Below are 24,744 nucleotides of genomic sequence, written 5' to 3' on the forward strand. Positions count from 1 at the left end.
ACTACTTCTTGATCAATCCTGCCTCAGCTGCTGCTTGATTGGCCATCTCGGTCCATTGATCCAACCCCATAGACTTAACTTGATTGACGTAATTGGGCCAATCCGAGAAGGGCCTTTGTCCTGTGGCGAACTTAAGTTCAGATTCGGCCATTGTTCGCGTAAGGTCTGCAGATATCTCAGGCGGGGCTGGAGGAATTATGGCCTGATTGGTGGTATCGAGCTTGGGTAGTTTGAGTGCTCTCTGGTAAACACTCCACACGGATATGGTTTGTCCGTTAGCTGCCTTGTAGGTGTTGTCATATCTAGCTCTCAATTCTTCTTCCGTACCCTTGTAGGCGTAACCTCTAAGCTGGGTTAGTACCAAATTCTCAGGATCAAGATAGGATTTGGGACCAGGAACTATATGTCCCTGGCTATCGCGTTTCCAGTTTATTCCCTCTTGTCCAAAGGCTGTTAGATAATAGCCATCCGTATCTATCCATTCAAGCAACCGAGCAATGGCTTCGCCTTTGCCTGCATCTGCCGCCTTCTTGGACATTACATACATACTTCCTAGCCTAGAGTAGGTTCCTGCTGCACTATCGCCATTAGGCCCTACGGGGGGGTCTATTATCACCATCTTGCCTTTGGGATTTGCCTGAGCAAATTCCTGATATCCCTGTCGACAGAATATAGCACACCAATCTCCAGCAAATATTCCCACTTTGCCCGTCTTCCATTTATTAGCATAATCTTGACCTTGTTGGGTCTTCCAGTCAGGATCCAGTACACCCTCGTTGATCATTTTGTTAATAAACTCAAGTGCTTGTCGTCTCTGATCGCTGATCCTCATTGGGACCACTTGATCCTTTTCAAACTTCCAATCGAGCTGGGCACCAAAAGCCGCAAAGAAAGGATCAAATCCTGATATCTGACCGTTGTCATCTATGAAGGCTGTGTAACCGTAAGTATCTTTCTTCCCGTTCCCATCGGGATCCTTTTCCGTAAATGCCTTCATTACCTCCAAGTACTCATCTATTGTCTTGGGAGGTTTGAGCCCTAATTTATCTAACCAGTCTTGTCTAATTACCACAATGCCTTTGTAAGGATAAGCGTTCTTGGTAACTAGGCCGTAATGCTTGCCATCGAAGGTTCCATATTTGGCCAACTCGTTGACATCTCTATCCTTCACGAAGTTGGGCATGTACTTTAGATAGGGAGTCCAGTCAGCTACTAGGCCCTGTTGTACTAATTGCTGTAACGTATTGCGATCTGTTGTAAACAGGTCAGGTAGGTCGTTGGCGCCTGCCCTTGTTTGTAGGGTAGGGGTATACTGACTGGGGTCTGTGATCCAGCTTATCTTGACGTCTATGTTAGTGGCCTTCTTGACGGCGTCATACCAGAACCAGTTCTTAGGTGGAGGTCCCACTTCGGTGGATCCAACAGTTGCATAAATCTCAATAGAGACAGGTTTGTCTGACCAGAGTTTGCCATGTTGCTGTGAAGATTCCTGTCCATTGCTCGCTTGCGTAGGACTAGCGCTTGGGCTGTTTTGCTGACCACTTGGAGAGGGACTGGCTCCTGAAGGACTAGGAGATGGACTGTTAGCCGCAGTAGTAGGGGTACTTCCTGTATTTGCGGCTCCACATGAGGTTATCAAGAGAGATAGAATTATAAGAAGCAAACTAAATATATAATATATTTTATGTTTTGATAGTTTATGCATTTGCCTTACTCCTCCTAATAAACTGGGAATTTTTATTCCTTGATGGATCCTAGAAGTACTCCTGCCGTGAAGTGGCGCTGCAGGAATGGGTACACAATAAGTACTGGTATCGTACTTATCACAACTGCAGCCATTCTTAGGGATTCCGTGGGCATGGTTTCGTGCTCTATAGGAACATAGTTTGTTAGGTTACCAGCTGCTAGGATTTCCCGCAAAACTACCTGCAGCGGTTGCTTATCAGCACTGCGGATATATAGGATTGCATCGAAGAATGAGTTCCAATGCCCTACTGCGTAGAATAACCCTATAGTTGCTAATATTGGCTTAGATAAAGGTAGTATTATGTGCCACAGAACTTGGAAGTCGGAGGCCCCATCAATCTTAGCGGCTTCTTCAAGCTCATCGGGTATATTTTGGAAGAAGGCCTTCATTATCAGTACGTTGAACCCGCTTATTAGGCCAGGAAGTATTAGTGCTAAGTAGCTATCTATTAGTCCCAAGTTTCTAACAACTATGTATGTAGGTACCAATCCCCCATTGAATAGGAGCGTGAAAAGAATAAACAAAAGGATTGGATTCCTAAGCCTGAAATTTTTCTTGGATAGAGGATAAGCCATCATGGTTGTGAAAATGAGATTCAGCAGAGTACCAAATACAGTAATGAACACGCTAACCTGGAATGCTCTTGGTAAACGCCAAGAGCTTAGCAGTTGCTTATAAGCCTCGAAGGTTATCTCTGAAGGGTGAGGGAGCAGAGTGCCTCCGGTTCTAGCCCAAACCTCAAAGGGAGTGATAGAGATCATAAGGACGTACCATATGGGCACTATCACCACTATGGCGCTTAGTATTAGGAGCAAGTAGACCCCAGCGTCCCATAATTTTTCGCTCCTGCCCATGCTTCTGTAGAGTGCCATTCTTGATCCTCCTGCTCTACCAGATGCCAGACCCTGTGTACTTCTTGGATAGCCAGTTGGTGCCAAATATGAGTATGAATCCCACGACTCCCTTGAATAATCCCACAGCAGCAGCTACTGAATACTGGAATCCAACAATACCTTGTCTATAAACCCAAGTATCGATGATATCCCCTACTGAATAGACTGATGGGCTATAGAAAATAAATATCTGCTCGAAACCTGCATTCAGCAAGTTGCCGATATTCAGTAGGGCAACAAGTACTACAACGGGCATAATCCCTGGTATCGTCACATACCAGATCCTTTGAAGTCTACTAGCTCCATCGACGGCTGCGGCTTCGTACAGGTGAGGAGATATACCTGTAAGCGCTGCTAGGAAGATGATCGCTCCCCAGCCTATATCCTTCCATATATCAGAGGCTACTATGACCGTTCTAAACCACTGAGGGCTAGCTATAAAATCAACGGGATTCATTCCTAATGCTACGAGCGCTTTGTTTACTAGTCCTCCAGATGGAGAAAGTACAGCTTGTGCTATACCGTAAACAACAACCCATGAAAGAAAGTGCGGTAAATAAGTTACAGTTTGTACCGTCCTCTTGAACCAAGTTATTCTTGCCTCGTTCAGAAGTAATGCCATGATTATGGCTGCTGGTAGCCCAAATATAAGTTTGTATATGCTTATCAGAAGCGTGTTGGTGAGTATGTTGAAGAAATAAGTGCTTTCGAAAATGGTCTTGAAGTGTTTGTACCATGGGTGTGCCCATGGGCTTCCTAGTATACCTTCTTGAATGTGGTAATCCTTGAAGGCAATTATTGCACCGTACATAGGTCCATACCGGAAGATTAGAAAGTAGAGAATTCCTGGTAGGACCATGATATAGAGCATGTAATTTTTTCTAAGCTCAGTGGTTATAGCCTTCAGGCTAGTTCTAAATGCACCGCGTAGTATAGGCTTAGTTTGAGTTTGAACTTTTACCTGCATTGCCTCTCCTGCACCTAGGAATCAGCAATATTATATATAATATAGCTAAGATGTCAACTATCTAGAGGGCTAAAATTTAGTCGATTTCTCTATCTCTATGGAGAAGCAATGTAGGTAATTAGGTTACCTCTCCCCCTTGCTCATAAGTTGCATGTAGGCTTCCAGGGCTTGCTGGTTGTGGATCTTAGCTATGTTTTCTATTTGAACATAGTCTTTAGACTTCAGCGCCTCAAGAAGTTGGTGATGTTCCTGTTGCGACTGCCCCATTCGATGGTACATTGTGCCCTGGAAGAAGAAACACCTTATCCTGTCCCATCTATCTAGCATCCTTATGGTCATCTCCTGCAATGTTGGCATATCAGTTATTTTTACTATTGCGGTATGGAATTCTTTGTTGAGGGCTGACCATTCATCCTCCGCCTGCCTAGCTACTGCATCGTCCATTTTTGATACTATCTCCTCAAGTTCTACTACGTCTTCTGGTTGCATTCTCTGCGCAGCAACTCTAGCAGCAACAGTCTCTAGCCCTTCCAAGATAGTAAAGGTCTCTCGTACTGAGTCTGGAGTTATTGGAGTCACTACTGACCCTGAATGTGCCACATTGTGCACGAGCCCCTCTGATTGCAACATGTGTAAAGCTTCCCTCACAGGTATGGGGCTGACACCAAGCTCTCGTGCTATATCTTCTATAATCAGCCTTTGCCCTGGTCTGAGCTTACAATGCATTATGGCTTCTCGAAGAGTTGTGTAAACGTATGCTTGCTTTGTCTGGGGTTTACCCACCGGCGTAAAGGTGCTCATGTTCCCTCTCGTACTCATCGTCTTATTCCTGACATTTTTCTAACACAGCTTGTGTATATTATATATAATGTGACTATACTCATCAGTATAGTTCAATATTACACTTCCATGGAGGCAAAGTGTCAGAACATATTATAGGCATAATCCTAAATGGTGTAACTGGCCGTATGGGGGCAAGGCAGCACCTGGAGCGTTCAATTGTAGCCATTATGAAAGATGGTGGCGTCTTGCTTCCTTCTGGTAACAGGATCGTTATTGATCCTTTACTGGTTGGTCGTAATCCGGATAAGCTTCGCCAACTGTCAGAAACGTATGGAATACAGAAATGGACCACTGATCTTGACTGTGCACTATCGGACCCTAATTACCAGATCTATTTTGACTCACAGACTACTGCGCTTAGAGTTCCAGCCCTGACTAAGGCTATAAACGCAGGAAAGCACGTGTATTGTGAGAAACCCGTAGCTCTAGATTTATCCTCGGCCCTAGAGCTAGCTAAATTGGCGCGGACTAAGGGTGTCAAGAACGGGGTTGTGCAGGACAAGTTGTTCTTGCCAGGTTTTAGGAAACTACAGCGGGTAATCAAATCTGGTGAGCTTGGTAAACTTCTGGCGGTACGAGCCGATTTTGGATACTGGGTTTTTGAACGGGGAGAGGAGGGGGGACTTCAACGCCCATCATGGAATTACAGGAGGGAGGACGGTGGCGGTATTATCTTAGACATGTTCTGTCACTGGAGATATCTGTTAGACAACTTATTTGGAATTGTTACCTCAGTATGTTGTATTGGAGCTATACATATCCCAGAGAGATACGACGAGTTCGATAGAAAGTATCGATGTACCGCTGAGGATGCTGCCTATGCGCTCTTCCAGCTAGAGGGAAATGTGATAGCGCAGTTTAACTCTTCTTGGGCCACTAGAGTTCGTAGGGAAGATTTGTTCGTCCTACAGGTGGATGGAACAGACGGGAGCGCTGTAGCTACGTTGCGAGACTGCTGGGTGCAGCCGTCCTCTGCTACCCCTAGAGCGATATGGGATCCCGATTCTCCACATAGAGAAGATTACTTCTCGGGTTGGTTACTGCTTCCAGACAGGGCTAAACCCGACAATGCTTTTAGATTACAGTGGGAGATGTTTATCAAGCATGTAGTTGCTGATGCTCCTTTCCCCTGGGATCTGTTGGAAGGTGCTAAGGGTGTACAGTTGGCAGAGCTCGCTATGCTTTCATGGCGAGAACGCAGATGGGTCGATGTGCCACCACTTAACGAATCTTAGTCGGAGGGTTGGGTTGCGGATCAAATTGCCTGGTAAAGATCGTACAGTTTACACATATACCCTTGAAAGTAGGGATCAAGGGGATGCTTCACTTCCATCTACTGCCCCTTCTTCTCGAGTTGCGTTCGCTGCAGTTCACGTCGTAGCTGATCCATTAGCTGACATCGATCCTTCATCAGGGGGCGCAATAGACTGGGATGCGACGCTGGCTTATAGACGGTATCTGTGGTCTCTTGGAATGGGTGTGGCTGAGGCAATGGATACAGCTCAGAGGGGAATGGGACTTAGCTGGGAATCAGCCAGAGAACTAATCATCAGGACTGGGAGCGAAGCTAGGGGGTATGAAGGCAAGTTTGCGTATGGTATTGGTACTGATCATCTGGATAACGGTCGCACTTACTCTCTCGAAGATATTCTAGGTGCTTACCTTTACCAGTACGAATCTGTGCACCCTGGGGTTGGTATACCCGTTGTAATGGCTAGTCGTGCTCTTGCCCGCGTTGCTAAGTCGTCAGATGACTATCTATGGGTTTATAGTAGACTGCTGGATCAGATTGATAAGCCTGTTATCCTGCATTGGCTTGGAGAACCTTTTGATCCTACTCTCAGCTGTTATTGGGGTAGTTCGGATACTGTACGTGCGATGGAGTTCTGTCTGGACCTTATAGAGAGTTACCAAGAGAAGATCGATGGCATAAAGTTATCTCTCCTTAATAAAGACCTTGAAGTTGAGATGAGGAATAGGCTTCCAGAAGGTGTCAAACTCTATACAGGAGATGATTTTAACTATCCAGAGTTGATTCTGGGAGATGATAAAGGCTACAGTCACGCATTGCTAGGTATATTTGACCCTATTGCCCCAGTGGCAGTACGCGCCCTCACCGCCCTTGATGTTGGAAACAAGCAAGCTTTTCTTGACACTATATTGCCAACTCTCCCCTTGGCTAGACATATCTTCCGTCCACCAACTATGTACTACAAAACCGGTGTAGTCTTCTTAGCTTACCTGAACGGACACCAATCGCACTTTCGTATGCTAGGTGGACAGGAGTCTATGCGATCGGTTGTCTACCTAGCTGACTTGTTCGTGCTGGCAGATAAGGCGGGGGTTCTGATAGATCCTGACTTGGCTGTCAGCAGGATGCGGCTCTTCTTACAGATTTGCGGAATAGGGTAATACAGATGTGCAAGATAGATATATCCAGGCTAAGCTTCAACCATATGACTGCTAAGAAATATGATTTGTATTCGTTGCTAGATGCATGCAGTCGTTTAGGCATTAGATATGTGGGTATGTGGCGCCATAAGATTGCGGAGGTAGGTCTCGAGCAGGCTGCTAACCTACTTCAGGCTTATGGTATAAGGGCCTCAAGCTTATGTAGGGGAGGTATGTTTCCAGCTAGGAGCGAAGAAGAGTTCGCAGACCATGTAGATGACAACAAAAGGGCTATAGAAGAAGCTGCTCGTATTGATGCTGAAGTGTTAGTGCTAGTATGTGGTCCTGCTGCGGATAAAGACTTGAGCAAAGCTAGATACATGGTTGAGAAGGGAATAGATGTCCTGCTGCCTTATGCTAGATCTTGCGGCATAAGGCTAGGTATAGAGCCCATGCATCCTGTTTTTGCTTCAGATAGGTCCGTGATTGTGACTATGGAACAGGCCAATGACTTGATTGATAAGTTTAATGATGAGTATCTCGGCTTAGTCCTAGATACTTTCCATATATGGTGGGATCCGAAGATTGATGAGCAAATAAGACGGGCTAGCGGGAAGATATTAGGGTTCCATGTCAATGATTACCCACGGGTGGTTGACCGTTCACCTCTAGTAGCCCGTGAGATGATGGGGAAAGGGATCATAGACATACGGCGTATACGTATTGCCGTGGAGTCTGCTGGGTATACTGGCCCTATAGAGGTAGAAGTATTCAATGACGAGCTTTGGAACATGTCTCTGTCAGAGCTCCTGTCCTATACTAAGGAGTCTTTCCTGCAGTACGTCTAAAGTCCCTAGTCAATAGATGTCTGTTGTTTAAGTGTCTGGTTGTCTGTTTTGTAATACAATTTACTTGAAATAATATTTTGCAGACTTATGCTCTATCGAGAGAAGCGTTATGGGGATATTGCGTATTATAACCCTAGAGAGGCTCAAGCTTATTACTATTGCTGCCCCAACTGTGTTCGTGGTTGTAGTCCTAGCACTCTATGAATTTTTATCCCTTTCAAACTATGCTGTTTGGGCTGTAGATGTTGGGGTGGTTATTTTGACTTTTATCGCCGCACTTATATTCTCCGAGGTAGTATTTGGTATTGTGTCGCGATTGCAAGCTGGCCTATCGCAGCAGAATAAGGAGCTGTTGGCACTTCATCAAGCTGGACTTGATATCGCCGGAGAACTTAATCTTGAATCCGTGCTTCAGAAGATAGTCGATCAGGCAAGAGAGCTGGTAGGTGCAAGGTATGGTGCTTTGCTTACCATAAATGAGTCTGGGTTAGTTGATACCTACATAACTTCTGGTTATAGTCCTGGTGATGTAAAGGCTTCTGAACTAGGAGCGTTTACTTCATACACCTCTGACTATAAACCGATCAGGATATCAGGTAAAGAAGTTGTGGGCCATATACTCAGCTTGCCTTCCGATCAGACAGCTCATTCTCTGCTTACTGTACCCATATTGTCCGGAGATAAAGTACTTGGCAATTTATTTGTTGCTGGGAAAGAGAGCGCTCGAGAGTTTACTGAGGAGGACGAGGAAACGCTCTCAAGGTTTGCTACTCAAGCAGCTTTGGCTATTGAGAACGCTCGTCTGCATGAACAAGTGAAGGCCCTGGCTATTGCTGAAGAAAGGGAGCGTATAGCTAGAGAGATGCACGATAGTCTTGCTCAAGTACTTACATATGTCACCACTAAGGGACATGCTACCCAAATGTTATTGGAGCGAGGGGAGTTAGACAAAGCCTCGAAGAATTTATCTCAGCTGGTTGATGCTGCCCGCTCGGCATACTCTGATGTACGTGAGCAAATCCTTGCTCTAAGAACCTCACAGGAGAGAAATCGTGGTTTCATTGATGTAATAAGAGAATACGCACAGAAGTGGCAGGATCAAAGTGGAATCCCAGTCCAGTTGGATATACAACAAGGACTGAGTGTTAGACTCACACCTACCACGGATCTACAGGTAATACGTATCGTTCAAGAGGCTCTGTCCAATATCAGGAAGCATTCAGGGGCTACTCAGGCCTGGATTACTATTTATAAACAAGATGATAGGTTGGTGGTCACGATAAAAGATAATGGAGCAGGATTTGATCCTTCATCCCTTACTAGGAGCGATTTCCCAAGGTTTGGGCTGGCTATGATGCGGGAGAGGGCTGAGTCTGTTGGTGCGGAGCTCAATATAGATACTGGTCCACGACAAGGTACTGAGATAAGATTGAGAATACCTCTTTCCAAGAGCGAGTTACAGGCTGGGAGTTCAAAAGCATATGAAAGTATTGATAGTAGATGATCATATTCTGGTGCGTGATGGCCTTAGGAGCCTGCTCGAGGCTCGTGGCATAGAGGTTGTAGGTGAAGCTACTAACGGCGAGGAGGCAGTGGAGCTTGCACGTGAGCTCAAGCCAGATATTGTGCTAATGGACCTAATGATGCCCAAGATGGACGGCATAGAGGCTACTAAGCTCATTAGCGCTGAACTTCCTGAGGTTAGGGTGGTCGTACTGACGGCTTCTGAGGAAGAGGAGGACTTGTTCGAAGCCATTAGGTCTGGAGCAAGTGGGTACATAATTAAGAACATAGATCCCGATAGATTTTTTGAGCTGCTTGAGGCAGCATATCAGGGAGAGCCCGCCCTACCCCCTAATCTTGCACGCAAGGTTCTTCAGGAATTTGCTCAGCCGAGGATTGAGCGTAAGAAACGCCCAGATGCTGAATTAACCGATAGAGAAAGGGAGATACTGGAACTTTTAGTACAAGGAATAACTTCTAATAAAGAGATTGCTGAAAGACTTTTCTTATCTGAAAGTACAGTCAAATATCACCTTCATAATATCTTGAATAAATTACACCTTCAGAACCGAGCGCAAGTAGTAGCCTATGCTCTCCAGCATGGCTTGATCCCTAAGGATAAGAGACAAGATTAGGTTTTGTACCCCATTTACTGATCTTTTGGCCAGTCTGTAACTGACCTTCCAGACGATCTCACCCCAACACCTATATGGGTAGTATCTATCGAAGGCATGGATAACAACTTCGGAGGGTCAATTATGGACGAGCTCCTAGCCGCAAGATTTCAGATGGCCTTCTCGCTAGCATTTCATATGATATTTGCTGCTATGGGTATTGGGATGCCTGTACTTATGCTTATAGCCGAAGGATTATGGCTACGTACTCGAGAGAGGGACTACCTAAATCTTGCGCGTAAGTGGGCTAAGGCAACAGCTGTGCTTTTTGCCATAGGAGCCGTGAGTGGTACTGTACTGTCTTTTGAGCTCGGACTATTGTGGCCTAAATTCATGGAATTTGCTGGAGGCATAATTGGTGTAGCTTTCGCTCTGGAAGGTTATGCGTTTTTTATAGAGGCTATATTCCTAGGTTTATATCTATATGGATGGGATAAACTACCTCCAAAGATACACTGGTTATGCGGGGTTCCCGTAGCACTGTCTGGGTTGGCCTCCGGCGTTCTTGTACTATCTGCGAATGCTTGGATGCAGAGCCCGACTGGATTTGAATTGGTGGGAGGGCAGCCAACTGATATTGATCCTGTTAAGGCATTGTTTAATCCAGCTTGGGGAGTCATGGCTCTACATTCGACACTATCTACTTATATAGCCTCTGCCTTCGCGGTATCAGCAGTTTATGCATTCGCTATCTTAAGAGGTAAGTCTGAAAAATACCATCAAAGAGCCCTGAACATAGCCATGGCCGTTGCTGCCATATCGGCTTTACTGATGCCCCTCAGCGGAGACGCTAGTGCTAGATCGGTTGCTATTCGACAACCCGCCAAGCTGGCTGCCATGGAAGGGCTGTTTCATTCTGAGAAGGGTGCTGGCCTAAGCATAGGGGGATGGCCCGATCTAGAGCGTGAACAGTTACGCTACGCTGTTGAGATTCCAAAGCTTCTGAGCTTCCTGGCTTTTCACGACCCTAATGCGTTGGTAAAGGGACTAGATTCTGTTCCTCGAGACCAATGGCCTAACGTAGTAGTCGTTCGTGCGGCTTTTCAGGTAATGGTTGGGTTGGGGTTCTTCCTGGTAGTAGTGTCTCTCTGGTACTGGACTTCTAGAATCTGGAGACGTTTGCACACTAAGTGGTTATACATTGCATTAGTATTGTCCGGAATCGCTGGCTACACTGCCTTAGAAGCAGGCTGGATAGTCACGGAGGTGGGAAGACAACCCTGGATAATCTACGGAGTTATGAGGACATCGGAAGCGGTTACCCCATCTGAAGGTGTTTTTGAAACACTTCTCGCTGTAGTTGCTATCTATACATTGCTTTCTTTGGCTCTGGTTTGGCTGCTATTGAAGCTTCGAGACAGTAATCGTAATTTGCCTGCTCGGGAGGTGGTCAATAATGCTCCAGCTTAACGAGATACCTGCCGTAATTGGTGTTCTTGCTTTGATGGCTTATGCGGTGTTGGCTGGAGCCGACTTCGGGGCTGGGGTATGGGATCTCCTTGCTTGGGGACCAAAAGCTAAGGAGCAGCGTAAGGTAATATCAAACGCTATAGGTCCTGTGTGGGAAGCTAACCATGTCTGGCTTATATTTATAATCGTGCTCTTATTCACTTGCTACCCTAGAGCTTTCTCTGCATTGAGTATTTCCCTATTTGTGCCCTTTCATTTGGCTCTACTGGGAATTGTCCTTCGAGGAGCTTCCTTTGTTTTTCGGGCTTACGCCCCTGAGAGATCACGCTTCGCATCTTTCTGGGGGTCTGTGTTTGGAAGCGCTAGCCTGTTTACTCCCCTTGTATTGGGGATGTGTATGGGAGCTATATCTGCTGGTAGTGTGCGTCAGATAGGAAGTAAGATCACCAATGATGTTTCTGTATGGACTAGCCCCACGTCGATTGTTATGGGCTTGATGGCTTTGTTTGAAGCAGCATATCTAGCAGCTGTGTATCTTACTCTCGAATCTGGGGATAAGGATTTGCAGGAATCGTTCAGAATTAGGGCACTAATTAGTGGATTCATGTTTGCAGTAGTGTCTTTAGGTGCTCTCCCTGTGTTCGCAGTTTATGCTCCCCACCTTTGGGAAAGGTTGCTTGCACCATCGGTTGTTCCAATAGTTTTCCTAGGGATAGTAGTAGGACTAGTATCTGCAGGTGCGCTGCTCTTTCGCAAGTATTGGATAGCTCGAATTAGTGTTGCTGGACAAGTAGTGATCCTTCTGCTGGGATGGGCGATTGCGCAGAGGCCTTACATAATTTATCCTGACTTTACCATAGCTAACTCTTCCGCTTCTGAAGCTACTCTGCGATTTGTAATATGGTCAGTCCCTATAGGTATGCTAATACTGATTCCTTCACTATTTGTGCTTTTTGCAGTTTTCAAAGGACGCAGTAGGGTCCTAAGTAATTATGGTTAGATAATTGTGAACAAACTGAATAGCTATGAAGTCTCTTCCCATAGGGATCTTAGGTATGTGAGAGCAGTTTCTGCATCTTGGGGCTCTAATAGTCTACACTCCAAACTTATTCGGTGATCATATCCAATGGAGTGCAGTGTCCGGAAAAAGGCTTCCATCTCTGAATAAGAATTATCCCTATTAGGGGCAAGCCGACTCTTCGGTGCAGATACGTGGACGTGTAATAGGTTCTGCCCCACAGCCAGAAGGTTTTGTAGTGATTCTTCTTCCAAATCGAAGTGGAATAGGTCTGCCAATACTCCAACATGTGGGTGATTTACTAAAGATGCCAGGTCCAGAGCTTCCAGTGTGGTGTTAATCGTATTCGTTTCTCCTCTGTTTAGAGGTTCTATAGCTATCCTAAGCCCATATTTTTGAGCTGTATCTCCTGCAATTATGCAGGTCTTGATAAGTTGTTCTCTTGTGGATTGTTTTCCCCAGTTATCGGGCTTGAATCTGGATTTGCCACTTCCAAAGACTATTATTTGACCACCAAGTCTTGCCGCCTTTGAAAATGTACGCTCCAGATATTGAGTCAGTGCTTCGAAGTCAGCCTCTGGCCCTACTACCTTGATACTCGCAGGTAGCATGACATTCCAAGCTTCTGGTCTAACAGGTAATTGTTCCAGGCTTTTCTCTAGCTTTTGAAAAGCCTCCTCCGATATGTCTGCTAGAGTACCCGATAGCGACCATTCGACAAATTCGTATCCGAAATCTGTCATAAGGGAAGAAGACTCTGGAGAGCAACATATACCGAAACGCATGAAATACTCCCTAGATCATCTTAGACTGTTTTCTATCTGATGTATAACTTGTACGAAATGAGGAAGGACTACCTCTGGTTCCTCTATCTCAGGGTGCCATCTTTTCTCCCATTCAAAAGATATCCACCCGCTATAGTTATGATTCCTTAGCAGTTCCAGTGCGTTTCTGAGAGGTAAGTCTCCTTGTCCTATTGGGCAATACCTTGGCCCATTTTCTGTCATGATTGAGTCCTTTACATGTGTGTGTCTCACGTAGTTAGATATACGACTGAATGTAGATTCTAGAGATTCGCCTTGGAATCTATATGGGTGATGTATGTCCCATAGAACTCCAACTGCTGGGCTTTGTATCTGGCGAAGTAGTTCCAACATATAATCTGTCTTGGAGAAATCGCCATGGGTCTCTATAAGGACCATTACAGAAGTGTCTTTTGCATATTCGCCCAGCTTGTCTAGCGATTCGGCGACCTGTGCAATGGTGTCAGAAGCTGACTCTGGGGATCGCATACGATCACCAAAAACCCTGATGTAAGGTGCATTTAGCTCGGCAGCGAGATCGGCGTGCTTCCTAGCTTCCTCTATGTTTCTGTCGATAGTCTCAGGGTCATCAAATCGAGCAGAAGTATCTAAACATGGGACTTCTAGTCCATACTCTTTTAGTTGATTCTTGGTACTGGGAAGGTTCTCTTTTATAAATGGTCTTGCCTTCGTCAGGTCCATCTCACCTTCAACTCCACGCGGCTCTATACCCTGATACCCGTATTCTATGGCTCTACTTACGATCATTTCCCAGGACCAGTTTGGGCAGGCAAGTGTAGTGAAGGCTAATTTATATCTATAGGCTTCCACTTCACCCTTCCTTTCCTAAATATATTTCATCTTTATACATCATCCAATTTCCTATGGGATCTACGACTTTTATCCATACGGTTTTGAGCCCTTTCGCTCCGCCCAGATTCCAAGGCGAAGGACCAAGTCCTTTGTTCCAGTTCTGCCAGTGGATTCCGTCCAGGCTCCATAGAATTCTAAGATCCTTGTTGGTTGGATCCTGGGCGGCAACCCATATTCTTGTCTTAGGATCAACCGTGAAGCTTACTCCTGGATCTATACTCCTGTGTGAGCTCAGAAACCTTAGGTTCTCTTTAGTGAGCACGCTTTTCCATAGGCTAAATTCTGAAATGACTATTGCCTTGGTATCTTGGCTGGGCGTTATCTCTACCAATCTGCCTTTTCGGGGACCATGAGCAGCAACGCTGCCCATTTCTTTCCCATTAGAATATACAGTTATTCCCTGGGGATTCCACGTTACTGCATAAGCTCTAGGATGGGTATCTAACGGTGCTGACCCAACGAGCTTATCTCCCCATTTGAAGAGCAGGCGATTGCTTCCTTGTTGAATGTACAACTGTCCTATCTTTAGAATCGTCGCATTGCTTATAGTTTTATAGCTATCTAAGGATCTGGCTTTGAAAAATACAGTTCCAGTAGAGTTCCCGGTTTCACCAACTATCACCTTTGTGCTTTCTCTGTGGGATGAGCTGTAATAGGGTTTCCCAGACCATTTGTAGCCGGGTCCAGAGTTACCATCAAAGTATGTCGATGGATCATCCCTCTCTTCCAGTTGCACACCATCCATGTAGTAAATGCCACCGACCGGGATACGATCTGTAGACATCACTCCATATAGACCCTTGTTGTGCCTAGCTACAAACGTGAAGTGACCTCGATACCATCCTCCTCCTACGGACTCCCATTGCATTACAGGTCTATTCATATCTGTTACCTGAGACAGATCTAGCTGATCCACCGTATCTATGCCTTCAAAAAACCATCCTCGTATAATGCTACTATCTACGGGTCTTTGATCTTCCAGCTTTAGGTAAGCTGAGAGTGTGTAAGTCTTGCCAGGGATAAGATTAGCTGCAATTATAGTGGCTGCAGGGCCGGGCTTAACCTTCCGCACGCGTAATGCTTTGTATCCAAAGAACGTATATTCTCTAGTACTAGTTATATCCACCCAGGAATTTATGCCGCTCCAGCCTTCTGGGCCTAACTCTCCGCTAGGGTTCTTTATGTAGTTTCTTGATGATCCCTCTATTAGTAGTCCTTCTGGTAGGTAGTTAGTTGATTTAACTCCCCCTACGAGCTGTATGTTGTCCCAGTAGGTGTTCTTCCCCCATAGCTTAACTAAGGCATTTGTGGTCTCAGCCTGCGTCCTAAATTGGATCTTAAGCTCTTTCCAATCTGGTGCATACTTGAATCCAACAATATGAGACTTGAGAACACGGCTTGTTGTGCTTGTGGTCTGCAATTCTTGGATTTGAATGGCTCCTTTATTGCCCTTTGCCATTATAGAGAGTGTGTAACTGGTGTTGGCTCTTACAGGTACTATCTGGTAGATATAGCCATCTTTGGTTGAGTTTGAAAATAGAGACGTTGAACCATCCAATGCTTCTGTACTGGGCTCATACGCAGCATAGGACTCATCTCTCAGTGGAGAGTCCCAATCCTTAGGTATCCCTCCTGCCCATAGCTCAAAGCTTGAGTTGCTTAGCTCGTTATTGTTCATGGATGCATACCTTACAGGACCTGAAATCTTAGGTTGAGATCCTATGACTGCCATGATGCTCCCGTTAAATGGAATATAGGATACTAGCCCTGGCTTAGGAGCCAAGGTTACGGCACCAGTGGGGGGCTCTTCTTCCAGGTGTATGCGTGTCCCTACGACACTACTCCAAGCTCCATCGGAGTTTTTGAATCGAGCGTACACCATTTTTTCGCCGTCTCCGGGGGGCAAGGTCCATTCCTTACTTGGTGAGTAGGGCTCCTCGAAGGCATCTGTAAAGTCCTTGCTATTCGATATCATCATGCCTACTACACCTTCTTCCGGGTCCTCAGCATGCAATTGTAGATTTATCCATCGTGTAGTCGTCGTTTCGGGTGCCTTGATGTACGCATTTACAGGGGGAGTTGTAGCGGAAGTACTTACGGGAGTATCTATACCTACGAACGTGATCTTACGCCATCCCCCTAGTTCGTCATTCTTTCTGAAAGCCTCTTCCCTACTGCCCGGCCAGTAGATGTCTACATGCCATCCCTTCACCTGCGAGCCTGTATCAGATGCTACAAATACTTGGTCTCCCCAACCATCTATGAGCATCTTGGTCCCTAGTGGAATGTAGTTGGGATCTACAGCTACAGCACCCCAGTGAATCCTCTTACCATTACGCATTATCCCCCATCCAGCATCTCCGGGATTCTTGCCGGTTTCCTCTGGACTCAGGGTGTAGTAGGTTACTTTGGCTATTACTGTACTTCTGAGGGTTCGATCTTGTCCTCGAGAGGATAATATTTCTATACCTTTAACTGTGTTAGTACCAAAATGTAGCATGCCTTTCTCAACTTCATTCACGGCGTAGTATCTGTCCATACCCTTGGGTGTGCCATCGCTGTACCAATAGACTGGGTTGCCAGGCCCTCCCCATACATTGCCATCGTAGACTATAAAGTAATTCTCATCGGGAGTTATACCCTTTATCACGATCCAGTGTTCTCTGGCTACCGATTCGAATCTACCTATCCTGATACTTGGATCAGTTGAAGCTCCATTTAGATCTACTCCAGGGCTGATCGCGCGCATGTCCAGCGCTACTATGATGATATGTCCTCTCTGAAGGGCTGCTTTGATATCGTTTACGTTGTATATGTTTGCCCTATAGGAAACATTCCAGTGACTGAGTGCCTTAGTAAGATCGGAGAGATTAGTGGATTTTTTATTCTTGCCTATAAAGTCCCTTATATCCCTGATAGGCACTGATAAGTTCTGGGTATATTGAATGGCCATTGCTACGGACGTAGGACCGCAGTTGACGTTTTGATTGCTGTGACTATCATAGCTTGATGGTTCCCCCTGGTATCTATACCAGCTGCCGTTTCCGTCTAATTCTTCGGCTAGTGCTGTAGAAGCCATCTTTGCAGATATAGGTACCACCAAGACCAATAGAAGGAGCAATACAATAACAGTCCTTATTATCGCGTGCATAACTCAACTTCCGTTTTACACTGATACAATGTCCTTGTAAATAGATCTTAACAGAGTAGACTGGAATGGGGAATAGTACTAAGGTCAGATTAGGGTTGTGATTAGGTCAACTTTATTGGACTCCTGCCTTGACAAGTATACCGTGATCGTAGAAGATTACCAGCCAAGATTGGATTTAAGGTGATTACATGAGCAATCTAGGTAACAGTGGCTCGGAGGTCCCAGCCCCCAGGGTTCACATACCGCTTATAGGCGTATTGGATAAGGCCGAAGGCTATGTATATGTAGTAACTGGTGTGATGTTCCTTTTATGTGCTGTTGGTGCCCTGGGGTACAGCCTAGTAATATTTATGTTGGGCTTGAGAGAGGATGGCTTTGCCCATGCTCTGATTACCCTCGTCAATGACCTTTTACTAGTAGTGATAATCTTAGAAATACTCCGAACAGTCGTCGATGTGCTGCAAAAACATGTGCTGTCTTTGCATCCCTTTCTAGTTATTGCTTCAATATCTGCTACTAGACGTATCCTCACAGTAGGTGCCGAGGTAGCTCTTACCCAGGAGATAAATCAGGAGAGGTTCAACCGGCTTATGATAGATCTCGGTGTGAACGCAGGGGTTATACTGGCCGTCGCTATAGCTTTGTACTTGACAAGGATAGGGGATCTAAAAGAGGAGAGAAGCGATAGCTCCAGTTGATGGAACTAAGGGCTTTCAGGCAACTACTCGTTTGGATTGCTTATATAAGTTATTCCCCGGGGAGTAGCTCTAAGTCTTATTTTCCTTAGGTCCTGTCCTCCAGCATTTATCTGATAAGCTCCTAGATCTGTGATAAAGAATAGGGTTTGGTTGTCGGGAAGCCATATTTCGGATATCAGATCCTGGCCTATAGTGGTAAGCCTTCTTGGTTCTCCTTCCTCATCCCATATCCACAAGTCCCATGGAATAACGTGAGCTTTAGCAACCGGGACAAATCCTAAGCTTCTTTTGATCACCCTGGATTGGGATGGCCAACCCTGAGATGCTGCGAAAGCTAGTAGCTGCCCATCTGGTGAGAACCTGGGGTTACTGATCAATGTCAATGAGTCCTCCGTTATCCGCTTGGAACGATGGCTTGCAAGTTCTAGCAACCACAGTGACTGCTTACCACTCCGATCAATTTTCACGTAGGCTATCTTGTCACCTTTATGTGACCACACAGCATCAGTTGCGTTTGCTAGGAGAGTATTGGTTCGTCGTGTATCTAGATCGAGTAGTTTTACATAAGATTTAGTTCCTCTGTAGTTGCCGTCCTTGTCGTAGGTAGCTTTATCATAGGACACCAGTAATTGTCGACCATCCTGTTTCCAAGAAGCTGACTTTATCACATCTCCGCTTCTTTCATGTCTCAAAATCATCTTTGGTTTGCTTTGGGAGCTTGGGCTTCGACTTATTTGCATTAGATAAAGATCAGCACCCCAGTCTCTTTGCCCGTATGTTCCGTAAGAAAAAGAGAACACTACATACTTCCCGTCAGGTGACGCAGCCGGATTGTTTATAGAACCAGTAGGAGGCATCTCTGCTAGCTTTTGTGCACTTCCATCCTGTGCAATAGTCATTAGGGAGTTGCCTGAAATAAATACGAGTCCCTCAGGCGGCCTAACAATGGAAGGCGAGAGCAATCTGAGGGTTAGTGGTAGGGCCAAGGTCAATATGAATATGGTAGCTGCCACAATAGCTAATCTGGAATACTTTGCCATTTTAATACTGGATTTTATTTGATTACAGCTATGCCGTTGGGTTGTTCACCAACCTGTACTTTACCAATTATCTTGGATGAAGGTATGTCTATTATCGATACCGATCCATCACCCATATTAGTTACTAGGGCTTTGTTGTCTATAGTAGCTATACCGTGAGATCTAAGCCCTGTGGGTACCCTCTTTATCTCCTTCCAACTATTGGTATCTATGAACGACACATCCGAACTACCGATATTCGCTACCAGCAGTAACTTACCACCTTGCGACAAGGCCATCATAGATGGTTGTTGCCCCACTCTGACCAATGCTTCCGCCTTACCCTGACGTATGATTGATAAGGTGTTATCTAAAAGATTCGTGACTACTGCAGTATCATCTGAAGTAAACAATACTTCATAAGGATTTGTCCCCACCCTTATGTACTTAGATACCTTCTTACTAATTAAGCTTAGGACTATTACCTTGTTTTCCTCGGTGCTTGTTACATACGCCTCTTTACCGTCTGAATTGACTTTAATGCCATGAGGTGCTTTCCCTACTAAAATCGTCTTTAATAACTTCCTCGAGCTGCAGTCTACTATAGCTACTCTGTTAGACGTGCCTAGCGATATATATGCGATCTGTCCATCTGATGAAAAGCTAATGTCATCTGAAGATGCTCCCACATCTACCTTCCCAATATAACTATGGCTTGTGAGATCAAAGATCTGCACGTAATCTGCACCATACAAAGTAACCCATAATTCACGGCTTTTGGGCCTTATCGCCAGATGATGAGGCTGTGATCCAGTCTTGATTACATCGATCCTTTTTTGGAGAGCTATATCTATGACGCTTATTGTGTTGGATGCGCTATCTGCAGTATAGGCCCTACCCTCAGGACTATATGCTTGAGCAGCTTGAGGGTTACCACCAAATTGATTACCTTTCTCGATGCAACCGATGAATATTAAAGTTGACACTATAAATATTAGGCATGTAGCTATCAGCTTTATTCTTTTGAACATAGCTCTATTGTTGCCTTGTGTGTACTAGGAGTTGTATTTGGTAGGTCTTTACACGTTGTCCAGGAATAGAAACTTGAATCTCGGCTACCCATTCTCCGACCATAGGCATTTCGACATCACCAGTTACAAACACCCCTGGGCTTTGTCGACTGACAAACACATCCAGGAAATGCCCGTGTGCAGGCATCAGGAATGCCATCTTGATCTGGGCATCGGCTACAGGGGCTCCAGACCTGCTGTTGCTTACAGTTATCCTAAAACGGTTTGTTTCTCCTAGATATATCCATCTAGGCTCGGTATCAAGAGAGACTGTTGTACCATCTTGTGTTATAACCCGTATCGGATCTATTGGTACTAGGAAAATGCTGTTTGCATCTGCCTTACCTGGTATATGCGCTACTATCTGAACCTCCCAGTCCCCAGCTATCCCAAAGTAGGGGCCGTAGAGAGTGTAATGACCGTTTCCGACATTTCTAGCCTTAGCCTCGCTTTGAGATATGCCCTCACCAGGATTGCTAAATCTAACTAGTACCTCACTAGCGTTTGAAATTGGTAAACCACCTTTGCTGAGTTCTATATCTATACTGTTAGCAACACCCGCAAAAGCTGGATCTACGCTAAGTGATATTGTTGCCGAATCTGCTTTGGTCTCTGCATAGAAAGCCGCGTTCGATCTTTGACCAGAAACAGGTGGTGATAGGGTTGTCAAGACGCCAGTAGTCAGCAGTATAACTATGATAATTAGCCCTTCTACCCGGGTGGATAATAGTAGTTGCCGAGTGTTTATTGGAAACCACGGGAGTCTTTTTACTGCTTGCTGTAATCTCTTACTACCTATATATAGGTTTCCTGCTGCGATCATCAATGCAGGTAATAGGAGTATAGCTTTGCTTAGTACTAATAATCCGTAGATGGTTCCAGTCAACGCATTCATATAACGTATATGTATGAAAGCCGAATAGATGCCAGTGGCTGCCAATACTGCTACACACGTTATAGCTATTCTCGAGAAGGCAGGCAGTATCTGAAATATAGCTTGCTCATCCCTAGTTGGCTCGGTCGACCTAGACAACAGCAGGATGAAGCAGAGCAAACCACCTACCCATATAGCCATCGCAGTAAGGTGAAGGTAATCATTGATGAGGGATGATATAGATGACGCACTATGACTGATGAGTGATGTAGTAAGCACTACTCCTAAGTTGGTGAACACAGCTATCCATGAAGTGTATTCGTTGTTTGGAACAATCGTTAATATCGATACGCTTAGAATCACTAGTATCAGTCGTATCAACCATATCAGCCCTAACCTTGTATCCAGAATGTTGCCCATGCTGGACAGCTTAACCTCTCCAGAAGCCCATACCTCCAGTGGCCATATCATTAGGCTGACTAAAAGAAGCGCAAAGGTGGACAATCTGACTACCTGATTGATAGGTGCTGATAGATGCTTACTGCTACTTAGCTTGCTGACATGATTTACAACTACTAGCTGGAAGATCAAGCCTCCTAGTGCGATTGCCATGAAAAGGAAGTTCAGAAACCTTACTATGGTTGATGCAAATACAAACTTGAAACTAGTATTAGGTCGCTGTGATGTGTTTTCCTGCTGGGGAATACTGCGGGTGCCTATGCCAAAGACAAAAGAACCTGATATTCCATGCCCATCCACTTTAGATACATTTGACCACTCTACAGTGAGCACTCCATTGGCGTCTTTTCTTAGCCCTACGCTTACTACCTTTCCATCATCCTCTATCCTGAGATCTCCATAGTCTACTCTTCGACCTAACGAGTCATAGATTTCTATCGAGGTAAATTTGGGCTCGACGGGCTCTGCGAACCACAATCTTACCCTAGCGGGGGCTGAACTGAGAGATGCATAAGCGGGTGGGTCCGATCTTTCCAGGGAAGCATGTGCCTCTGCAGGATTAGGATGCAAAGTTAGAAACCAAACGAGCATTATTAGAACTATAAATAATATATATCTTCGCATAGCAAGCTCCTTAGTAGGAGGCAGCGCAGCTGCCTCCTACTAGCGACCTAATCTTCCTTTTAGACCTTGTATCTCCTTCTGCTGGCCAGGGCAGTTAACCCGGTGGCTAGCCCTATAGCACCAATCACCAGCCCTGCAACACCTAGGATCCTGGACTGATTTGCTGTAGATCGAGCTTCATCTATCTCCGAGCTGATCTGAGAAGGGTTACCAATTTTAACAGGGAACTGTAAAGCCGCGACATCTTCCACAGGGCTGAATCGGTTGGGGCCACTTTCAAATGTTTCGTCTATATTTTGTCCGTTGATTGATCCTGTGAAGTGAAACTTATAATCCCCAGCTACAGTTGGTATAAAATTCCCTACATAAACACCTGGCTGATTCCATGCAGGGCTCAGGGGCACTTGCATGCGGCTACTACCTTGAATAACCTCTGCCTTTAAAGTTTTTTCAAGACCCTCTATAGGCTTGCCAGTCTCTTCGTGCTCATCGGATTCTTGATTATTAGATTGATTCCCATGGCCTGTCGATTCAGTTACCTGTATCCAGATACCATTCGGTTCTCCTACATAGGCAGGTTCATTCTGAAAACCTACAACTAACTCGTATTTCCCTACCTGCCGGTGTTCGTGTGCTCCGGCTACTCCTGACATAAACAGGACTATCAGGAGAATAGATGCAAATACCCTAAGGGTTAGCATTACACGTGACATGATTGATCCTCCTAGGTTTTATCTAGATTACGTTCTTTCAAGCTCTAGGGGTTTTCCTAGGAGGATAATGATCAGGTATGACATGATTCTGAGTAGGTGCTATTTGTTTACTAGCTGATAGAGGACATTTGCCTTTGTCTATCGGTAAGTCTGCGTAAATTATGTGAGCTGATAGATTATCCCCTGTGAAGACAACGCTACTAAGTATCGACTTTACCTGTTGTTCGGGAATATACAGATCGCTTATTGAATCATCAGAGATGCTATGGTGATTTATTTCTTGCACGTGATGGTGCATGAATCGACCTTCAGCTATAGCTTGATCATGTAGCTCAGCTTGTTCTAGAGTCGCATGCCCTCCTAACTGCCAGACCATGTTAATAGCCGGCACCATAAAGCTAACCAGCAGGATTAACAATATGTGCGTAATTATTCTTGTGTGGTACGAGGATGCGAGCATGAGCATATATTCTCGTAAAAGTGTATCTGTCTATTTCTGAAAACTCAAACAAATCCTTGACAAGATATATACGCCATAGTATATTCGTATACGTATATGGGAGCTGAGAAGTTGATTTCTAATCCATTAGGCCTAGCCGTCTTAGGGGTGTTATTGGTCCGTCCTATGCATCCCTACGACATAGCTTCTACCTTAAGGGAGTGGCATAAGCACGAAAGCATTAAGATACGTTATGGCTCGCTCTACACAGTTGTGGATAAGTTGCACTCTCTTGGATTTATAGAGCCTATCGAGAAAGAGAGGGAGGGTAACAGACCAGAGCGTACTGTATATGCAATCACTAGTGCTGGGAAGAACTACTTCTACTCTTGGCTGGAAGATCTTTTGGCCAACCCCGTCAAAGAGTACACGCAATTGGGTGCCGGACTGTCATTTATAGCTACATTGTCACCTGAGAGGGCATTAGGACTCATTGCGAAGCGCATAGACCGGCTCAGAGATATAGTCCAGGCAATGAAAACCCAAGAGAAGGTACTCAGAAAACAAGGATTGGAGAGGTTATTCATATTGGAGCTGGAGTATGAGATTGCTCTGAAGGAAGCTGAGCTTAATTGGTTAGAAGGGATATATAAAGACATAAAGGAGGGCAAGCTTGAGGGAATAGAGCCATGGAGATCTTGGCACAGGCAATCGCTAATACATGATAGGGAGGGGAAGTAGCCATGGAGGCTATTGTAGCTGAACAGTTAAAGAAGACTTACAGGAACGGGGTGCAAGCAGTCAAGGGAGTATCCTTCTATGTAAAACAAGGAGAGATATTCGGCCTATTGGGACCTAATGGTGCCGGTAAGAGCACGACAGTTAGGATACTAGCTACCTTGACCAAACCTGACTCTGGTAAAGCATTGGTGGCTGGCCATGATGTGGTGCTAGAGCCGCAGCGCGTCAGAAGCAAGATAGGGTATGTAGCTCAGTCATCTGGGGTAGATAAGTACGCGACTGGCAGAGAAAATCTGATGCTACAGGGGCACCTGCAAAGGGTTCCTAAATCACAACTGAAGCATAGAGTGAACGAACTACTTGAATGGGTTGGTCTATCAGAAGCTGCAGACAGACTTGTGCAGACTTACTCAGGAGGTATGAAGCGACGACTTGATATAGCGATGGGGCTGGTACATAACCCAAGCGTACTTTTCCTAGATGAACCTACCACTGGTCTTGACCCTGAAACTCGATCTGCGTTGTGGCAGGACTTACTTAGATTGAAGAGGGAACAAAACATATCCGTGCTATTGACAACTCACTACCTGGATGAAGCGGATTATCTCTGTGATAGGTTGGCCATAGTTGATCACGGAGTAGTTGTAGCAGAAGGTTCCCCCTCTGATCTGAAGGCAGGGATTCGTGGAGATAGGGTAACTGTGGAGATTGAGGGACATGTGGATGAAGCTAATGAACGTCTCAAGCTGCTGCCACAGGTTATAGACATCATTGTCACTGACCATGCCTTAGTCGCCAGGGTGGAGAACGGAGCTACTGCTATCCCCGCTATAGTAACTGCTCTTGAGGGATCAGGAATTTCGGTAAGATCTGTAGCTTTAAGCAGACCATCCCTAGATGATGTCTATCTGTATCATACTGGCCATCGTTTCGTTGCAGAAGGGACGCTGGAAGGCGCCGACACGATCAAATCCCTTTAGGAGAAT

The 24,744-nt window shown here is 45.3% G+C and carries 22 protein-coding genes; 10 read left to right on the top strand and 12 right to left on the bottom strand.

The window, feature by feature from the left end:
- Position 1: 1 nt before the first annotated feature.
- The 4 genes from N2245_RS06895 to N2245_RS06910 form a co-directional block, all read right to left on the bottom strand.
- Entirely contained in the window at positions 2 to 1,408 is a 1,407-nt protein-coding gene (locus N2245_RS06895; protein ID WP_494535996.1) for an extracellular solute-binding protein, read from the bottom strand.
- A gap of 329 nt (positions 1,409 to 1,737) precedes the next feature.
- Positions 1,738 to 2,619 carry a carbohydrate ABC transporter permease gene (locus N2245_RS06900; protein WP_494535997.1) on the bottom strand — a complete coding sequence of 294 codons (882 nt, stop codon included), beginning with the start codon at positions 2,617 to 2,619 and terminating at the stop codon, positions 1,738 to 1,740.
- 16 nt (positions 2,620 to 2,635) lie between these two features.
- Positions 2,636 to 3,607, bottom strand: a complete 972-nt coding sequence (locus N2245_RS06905) for an ABC transporter permease (RefSeq protein WP_494535998.1) — start codon at positions 3,605 to 3,607, stop codon at positions 2,636 to 2,638.
- Positions 3,608 to 3,730: 123 nt separating this feature from the next.
- Positions 3,731 to 4,426, bottom strand: a complete 696-nt coding sequence (locus N2245_RS06910; protein ID WP_494535999.1) for a GntR family transcriptional regulator — start codon at positions 4,424 to 4,426, stop codon at positions 3,731 to 3,733.
- Positions 4,427 to 4,527: 101 nt separating this feature from the next.
- Between N2245_RS06910 and N2245_RS06915 the strand changes: the two genes are divergently transcribed.
- The 7 genes from N2245_RS06915 to N2245_RS06945 all read left to right on the top strand — a co-directional run bounded on the left by N2245_RS06915 (position 4,528) and on the right by N2245_RS06945 (position 12,276).
- Positions 4,528 to 5,685: a Gfo/Idh/MocA family protein gene (locus N2245_RS06915; protein WP_494536000.1), complete on the top strand. Its 1,158-nt coding sequence runs from the start codon at positions 4,528 to 4,530 to the stop codon at positions 5,683 to 5,685.
- A 13-nt stretch (positions 5,686 to 5,698) separates the two neighbouring features.
- A complete protein-coding gene (locus N2245_RS06920) occupies positions 5,699 to 6,862 on the top strand; it encodes a dihydrodipicolinate synthase family protein (protein WP_494536001.1) in 1,164 nt (387 codons plus the stop codon).
- Between the two features lie 5 nt (positions 6,863 to 6,867).
- Positions 6,868 to 7,689: a sugar phosphate isomerase/epimerase family protein gene (locus tag N2245_RS06925; RefSeq protein WP_494536002.1), complete on the top strand. Its 822-nt coding sequence runs from the start codon at positions 6,868 to 6,870 to the stop codon at positions 7,687 to 7,689.
- A 109-nt stretch (positions 7,690 to 7,798) separates the two neighbouring features.
- Positions 7,799 to 9,193 (top strand): GAF domain-containing sensor histidine kinase, encoded by a 1,395-nt coding sequence (locus N2245_RS06930; RefSeq protein WP_494536003.1) that lies wholly within the window; start codon positions 7,799 to 7,801, stop codon positions 9,191 to 9,193.
- A complete protein-coding gene (locus N2245_RS06935) occupies positions 9,171 to 9,827 on the top strand; it encodes a response regulator (protein ID WP_494536004.1) in 657 nt (218 codons plus the stop codon). Before N2245_RS06930 ends, N2245_RS06935 begins: the two co-directional genes overlap by 23 nt.
- 123 nt (positions 9,828 to 9,950) lie before the next feature.
- A complete protein-coding gene (locus N2245_RS06940) occupies positions 9,951 to 11,276 on the top strand; it encodes a cytochrome ubiquinol oxidase subunit I (RefSeq protein WP_494536005.1) in 1,326 nt (441 codons plus the stop codon).
- The gene (locus N2245_RS06945; RefSeq protein ID WP_494536006.1) at positions 11,263 to 12,276 is read left to right on the top strand and encodes a cytochrome d ubiquinol oxidase subunit II; all 1,014 of its coding nucleotides are present in this window, start codon (positions 11,263 to 11,265) and stop codon (positions 12,274 to 12,276) included. The genes N2245_RS06940 and N2245_RS06945 overlap by 14 nt, the downstream gene beginning before the upstream one ends.
- A gap of 23 nt (positions 12,277 to 12,299) precedes the next feature.
- Here the strand turns inward: N2245_RS06945 and N2245_RS06950 are convergent, their stop codons facing one another.
- Genes N2245_RS06950 through N2245_RS06960 form a run of 3 tightly spaced genes read right to left on the bottom strand, consistent with a single transcriptional unit; the run spans position 12,300 to position 17,121 of the window.
- Positions 12,300 to 13,079 (bottom strand): sugar phosphate isomerase/epimerase family protein, encoded by a 780-nt coding sequence (locus N2245_RS06950; protein WP_494536007.1) that lies wholly within the window; start codon positions 13,077 to 13,079, stop codon positions 12,300 to 12,302.
- Between the two features lie 15 nt (positions 13,080 to 13,094).
- The gene (locus N2245_RS06955) at positions 13,095 to 13,928 is read right to left on the bottom strand and encodes a sugar phosphate isomerase/epimerase family protein (protein ID WP_494536008.1); all 834 of its coding nucleotides are present in this window, start codon (positions 13,926 to 13,928) and stop codon (positions 13,095 to 13,097) included.
- A 1-nt stretch (position 13,929) separates the two neighbouring features.
- Positions 13,930 to 17,121, bottom strand: a complete 3,192-nt coding sequence (locus N2245_RS06960) for a phage head spike fiber domain-containing protein (protein ID WP_494536009.1) — start codon at positions 17,119 to 17,121, stop codon at positions 13,930 to 13,932.
- 188 nt (positions 17,122 to 17,309) lie between these two features.
- Between N2245_RS06960 and N2245_RS06965 the strand changes: the two genes are divergently transcribed.
- The gene (locus tag N2245_RS06965; protein WP_494536010.1) at positions 17,310 to 17,819 is read left to right on the top strand and encodes a phosphate-starvation-inducible PsiE family protein; all 510 of its coding nucleotides are present in this window, start codon (positions 17,310 to 17,312) and stop codon (positions 17,817 to 17,819) included.
- A gap of 23 nt (positions 17,820 to 17,842) precedes the next feature.
- Here the strand turns inward: N2245_RS06965 and N2245_RS06970 are convergent, their stop codons facing one another.
- The 5 genes from N2245_RS06970 to N2245_RS06990 are packed head-to-tail and all read right to left on the bottom strand — an operon-like array spanning position 17,843 to position 23,044.
- Positions 17,843 to 18,859 (bottom strand): TolB family protein, encoded by a 1,017-nt coding sequence (locus N2245_RS06970; RefSeq protein WP_494536011.1) that lies wholly within the window; start codon positions 18,857 to 18,859, stop codon positions 17,843 to 17,845.
- A gap of 14 nt (positions 18,860 to 18,873) precedes the next feature.
- Positions 18,874 to 19,869 carry a YVTN family beta-propeller repeat protein gene (locus N2245_RS06975; protein ID WP_494536012.1) on the bottom strand — a complete coding sequence of 332 codons (996 nt, stop codon included), beginning with the start codon at positions 19,867 to 19,869 and terminating at the stop codon, positions 18,874 to 18,876.
- A gap of 4 nt (positions 19,870 to 19,873) precedes the next feature.
- Entirely contained in the window at positions 19,874 to 21,865 is a 1,992-nt protein-coding gene (locus N2245_RS06980) for a copper resistance protein CopC (protein WP_494536013.1), read from the bottom strand.
- 59 nt (positions 21,866 to 21,924) lie between these two features.
- Positions 21,925 to 22,578 carry a hypothetical protein gene (locus N2245_RS06985; RefSeq protein ID WP_494536014.1) on the bottom strand — a complete coding sequence of 218 codons (654 nt, stop codon included), beginning with the start codon at positions 22,576 to 22,578 and terminating at the stop codon, positions 21,925 to 21,927.
- A 37-nt stretch (positions 22,579 to 22,615) separates the two neighbouring features.
- Positions 22,616 to 23,044, bottom strand: a complete 429-nt coding sequence (locus N2245_RS06990) for a hypothetical protein (protein WP_494536015.1) — start codon at positions 23,042 to 23,044, stop codon at positions 22,616 to 22,618.
- 105 nt (positions 23,045 to 23,149) lie between these two features.
- Between N2245_RS06990 and N2245_RS06995 the strand changes: the two genes are divergently transcribed.
- A complete protein-coding gene (locus N2245_RS06995) occupies positions 23,150 to 23,758 on the top strand; it encodes a PadR family transcriptional regulator (RefSeq protein ID WP_494536016.1) in 609 nt (202 codons plus the stop codon).
- A 2-nt stretch (positions 23,759 to 23,760) separates the two neighbouring features.
- Positions 23,761 to 24,738 (top strand): ATP-binding cassette domain-containing protein, encoded by a 978-nt coding sequence (locus tag N2245_RS07000; RefSeq protein ID WP_494536017.1) that lies wholly within the window; start codon positions 23,761 to 23,763, stop codon positions 24,736 to 24,738.
- Positions 24,739 to 24,744: the final 6 nt, after the last annotated feature.

It is taken from the genome of Thermobaculum sp. T2p (assembly GCF_059335935.1).

Excerpts from the sequence above, each read along its gene's own strand:
- N2245_RS06975 (WP_494536012.1), bottom strand. The coding sequence starts at position 19,869 with ATGTTCAAAAGAATAAAGCTGATAGCTACATGCCTAATATTTATAGTG.
- N2245_RS06935 (WP_494536004.1), top strand. The coding sequence starts at position 9,171 with ATGAAAGTATTGATAGTAGATGATCATATTCTGGTGCGTGATGGCCTT.
- N2245_RS06925 (WP_494536002.1), top strand. The coding sequence starts at position 6,868 with ATGTGCAAGATAGATATATCCAGGCTAAGCTTCAACCATATGACTGCT.
- N2245_RS06970 (WP_494536011.1), bottom strand. The coding sequence starts at position 18,859 with ATGGCAAAGTATTCCAGATTAGCTATTGTGGCAGCTACCATATTCATA.
- N2245_RS06945 (WP_494536006.1), top strand. The coding sequence starts at position 11,263 with ATGCTCCAGCTTAACGAGATACCTGCCGTAATTGGTGTTCTTGCTTTG.
- N2245_RS06905 (WP_494535998.1), bottom strand. The coding sequence starts at position 3,607 with ATGCAGGTAAAAGTTCAAACTCAAACTAAGCCTATACTACGCGGTGCA.
- N2245_RS06930 (WP_494536003.1), top strand. The coding sequence starts at position 7,799 with ATGGGGATATTGCGTATTATAACCCTAGAGAGGCTCAAGCTTATTACT.
- N2245_RS06950 (WP_494536007.1), bottom strand. The coding sequence starts at position 13,079 with ATGCGTTTCGGTATATGTTGCTCTCCAGAGTCTTCTTCCCTTATGACA.
- N2245_RS06910 (WP_494535999.1), bottom strand. The coding sequence starts at position 4,426 with ATGAGTACGAGAGGGAACATGAGCACCTTTACGCCGGTGGGTAAACCC.
- N2245_RS06980 (WP_494536013.1), bottom strand. The coding sequence starts at position 21,865 with ATGCGAAGATATATATTATTTATAGTTCTAATAATGCTCGTTTGGTTT.
- N2245_RS06940 (WP_494536005.1), top strand. The coding sequence starts at position 9,951 with ATGGACGAGCTCCTAGCCGCAAGATTTCAGATGGCCTTCTCGCTAGCA.
- N2245_RS06960 (WP_494536009.1), bottom strand. The coding sequence starts at position 17,121 with ATGCACGCGATAATAAGGACTGTTATTGTATTGCTCCTTCTATTGGTC.
- N2245_RS06900 (WP_494535997.1), bottom strand. The coding sequence starts at position 2,619 with ATGGCACTCTACAGAAGCATGGGCAGGAGCGAAAAATTATGGGACGCT.
- N2245_RS06985 (WP_494536014.1), bottom strand. The coding sequence starts at position 22,578 with ATGTCACGTGTAATGCTAACCCTTAGGGTATTTGCATCTATTCTCCTG.
- N2245_RS06965 (WP_494536010.1), top strand. The coding sequence starts at position 17,310 with ATGAGCAATCTAGGTAACAGTGGCTCGGAGGTCCCAGCCCCCAGGGTT.
- N2245_RS07000 (WP_494536017.1), top strand. The coding sequence starts at position 23,761 with ATGGAGGCTATTGTAGCTGAACAGTTAAAGAAGACTTACAGGAACGGG.
- N2245_RS06990 (WP_494536015.1), bottom strand. The coding sequence starts at position 23,044 with ATGCTCATGCTCGCATCCTCGTACCACACAAGAATAATTACGCACATA.